Raw genomic sequence first — 2,863 nt, 5'->3', positions numbered from 1 at the left:
TCTTAAGCTCATAAGAGAGCCTCTTTCAAATCCTCAAAAACAACTGTTAAAAAGAATATTCGATATCGGCTTCTCTTTTTTTGTAATGGTGTTTTTACTATCGTGGTTAATTCCTATTGTCGCGTTGATCGTAAAATTAGAAAGTAACGAATCCGTGTTTTTTCTGCAAAAAAGATCCGGGCTTAATAACGAGCCTTTCGACTGCATTAAATTCAGAAGTATGAAAAGCAATCGAAATGCCGATATTCAGACTGCAAAAAAGAATGATGCAAGAGTAACCAAATTCGGAGCTTTTATACGAAAAACAAGTATTGATGAATTACCTCAGTTCATAAACGTATTTCTTGGCGATATGTCGATTGTTGGTCCTAGACCTCATATGTTGTCTCAAACAGAAGTGTATTCGAAGATTACTAAAAAATACATGACAAGACATATTGTAAAACCCGGTATTACAGGTTGGGCACAAGTGATGGGAGCTAGAGGTGAGATATTTTCTCATAAAGACATGGAAAAAAGAATCGAAAAAGATGTTTGGTATATTCAGAACTGGTCTTTCTTTTTAGATATGAAAATTATTTTTTTAACGCTTTACAACATCATAAAAGGCGATGAGCAAGCTTATTAATTTAAATCAAACTTATTGTTTATAATAAATCTAAATAGAGAACCGAATCTTTCGGTTCTTTTTTTATGCGTAAATTTGCACCCACAAAAATTACTGATTACTAATTACTTATTATTCAATATAAAATGCGCACAAAATCTGTAGGTAAAAAGAAGATAAACATCGTTACGTTAGGTTGTTCCAAAAACGTTTACGATTCGGAAGTATTGATGAGCCAGCTGAAAGCCAACGGAAAAGAAGTTGTGCACGAAGATAAAGGGGATATCGTAGTAATCAATACTTGTGGATTCATCGACAATGCAAAAGAAGAATCGATCAATACAATTCTTGATTTCGTTGAGGCAAAAAACAGAGGCGAAGTTGAAAAAGTTTTCGTTACAGGATGTCTTTCTGAAAGATATAAGCCGGATCTGATTAAAGAAATTCCTGATGTTGACCAATATTTCGGGACGAGAGATCTTCCGATTTTATTAAAGCATTTAGGAGCAGATTATAAACATGAATTGGTTGGCGAAAGATTAACAACCACACCAAAGCATTATGCTTACCTTAAAATCTCTGAAGGTTGCGACAGACCTTGCGCATTTTGTGCGATTCCTTTAATGAGAGGCGGTCACGTTTCTACGCCGATTGAAAAATTGGTGAAAGAAGCTCAGAAACTGGCAAAAGTAGGAGTAAAAGAATTGATTCTTATTGCTCAGGATTTAACGTATTACGGTTTAGATATATATAAGAAGAGAGCTTTAGGCGAACTTTTAAAGGAGTTGGTAAAAGTAGAAGGTATCGAATGGATCCGTCTTCATTACGCTTTCCCAAGCGGTTTTCCGGAAGATGTTTTGGATATCATCCGTGAAGAACCGAAAGTTTGTAATTATATAGATATTCCGCTTCAGCATATCAATTCAGATTTGTTGAAATCAATGAAACGTGGAACAACTCACGAAAAAACCAATGCTTTATTAGATAAATTCAGAGAAAAAGTCCCGGATATGGCAATCAGAACGACCTTAATTGTCGGTTATCCGGGAGAAACTGAAGAAAGATTCCTGGAATTGAAAGAATGGGTAAGAACTCAGAAATTCGACAGATTGGGATGCTTCACGTATTCTCATGAAGAAAATACCGGTGCTTATGTTTTGGAAGACGATATTCCGCAGGAAGTAAAAGAAGCGAGAGTAGAAGAGATCATGGAACTGCAGTCACAAATTTCTTGGGATAAAAATCAGTCAAGAATAGGAGAGGTCTATAAATGTATCTTCGACAGAAAAGAAGGAAACTATTTTGTTGGCCGTACAGAATACGATTCTCCGGATGTAGACAATACCGTTTTGGTTTCTGCCGAAAACACCTACATTTCAATTGGAGATTTTGCCAATGTAAAAATTACTTCAGCCGAAGAATTTGATTTGTACGGAGAACTTGTTTAAGCAAAAAGATAAAAGAAAGCCAATGATTTTTTCATTGGTTTTTTTATTTACGTTAAAATTCGCTTTGCTTTTTAGTTAAATTTTTCGAAAAGATACTGTCCAAATTCTTTTCCCGCAGAAAATATTCCGATAAAAAGCACCGCCAAAACTAGAATAAGCAGGATTTTGTTGTTTTTTAATTTTTCCATAGCATTTTATGATTTATCAATAAGTAGAATGTTTTTTTAATTAGTTACAACGATTTTTACAAGTTTTAAAATTTATTTAAACTATTGATTTTCAATTATTTAAATATTTGTAAAATACCGAATTATGTATCGATTAGTTAATTATATTAACATTTGAGTCTTTTTTTTAACGTTTTTTAACAGCACAACTTAAAATCCCTATTTATAGGAAGTTGCAAGATTTTTTAAGTTTTATTTAAGTTTTACTTAACGTTTGTTAACATTTGAAATAGGTAGCTAAAAAGTTTCCGTATACTTTTGCCTCGTCAAACAAGTAAAAGTTCAAAATGATGAAAAGATTCATTCTCGTAATCATAATGATGATTTCAACCTTTAGTGTTTATTCTTTTTCGAATAACGCTACAGATGCGAAGAAAACAAGTTATGCATCGTACTACCACGATAAATTTAACGGTAGAAAAACTGCAAGCGGTGAGATTTTTGATAATTCAAAACTTACTGCAGCACACAGAACGCTTCCTTTTGGTACTGAAATTAAAGTAACCAATCTGAACAATGGAAAAGAGGTGATTGTAACGATTAATGATAGAGGGCCTTTCCATTCATCAAGAGCTTTAGAT

General features: G+C 33.4%; 3 protein-coding genes. All 3 read left to right on the top strand.

All coding sequences use genetic code 11. From position 1 onward, the window contains the following. Positions 1–628, top strand: a 628-nt coding sequence (locus tag AB4Y90_RS17165) for a sugar transferase (protein ID WP_441558783.1), incomplete at its 5' end; no start/stop codon positions are given. A gap of 125 nt (positions 629–753) precedes the next feature. Then, positions 754–2,055: a 30S ribosomal protein S12 methylthiotransferase RimO gene (gene rimO, locus AB4Y90_RS17160; RefSeq protein WP_441558782.1), complete on the top strand. Its 1,302-nt coding sequence runs from the start codon at positions 754–756 to the stop codon at positions 2,053–2,055. A gap of 514 nt (positions 2,056–2,569) precedes the next feature. Further along, positions 2,570–2,863 (top strand): septal ring lytic transglycosylase RlpA family protein (locus AB4Y90_RS17155; protein ID WP_441558781.1); only part of this gene is annotated, 294 nt, incomplete at its 3' end.

Origin of the sequence: Chryseobacterium sp. 2TAF14, assembly GCF_052115105.1 — a bacterium.
GTDB lineage: Bacteria > Bacteroidota > Bacteroidia > Flavobacteriales > Weeksellaceae > Chryseobacterium.
This window is presented reverse-complemented; position numbering and strand designations above follow the sequence as displayed.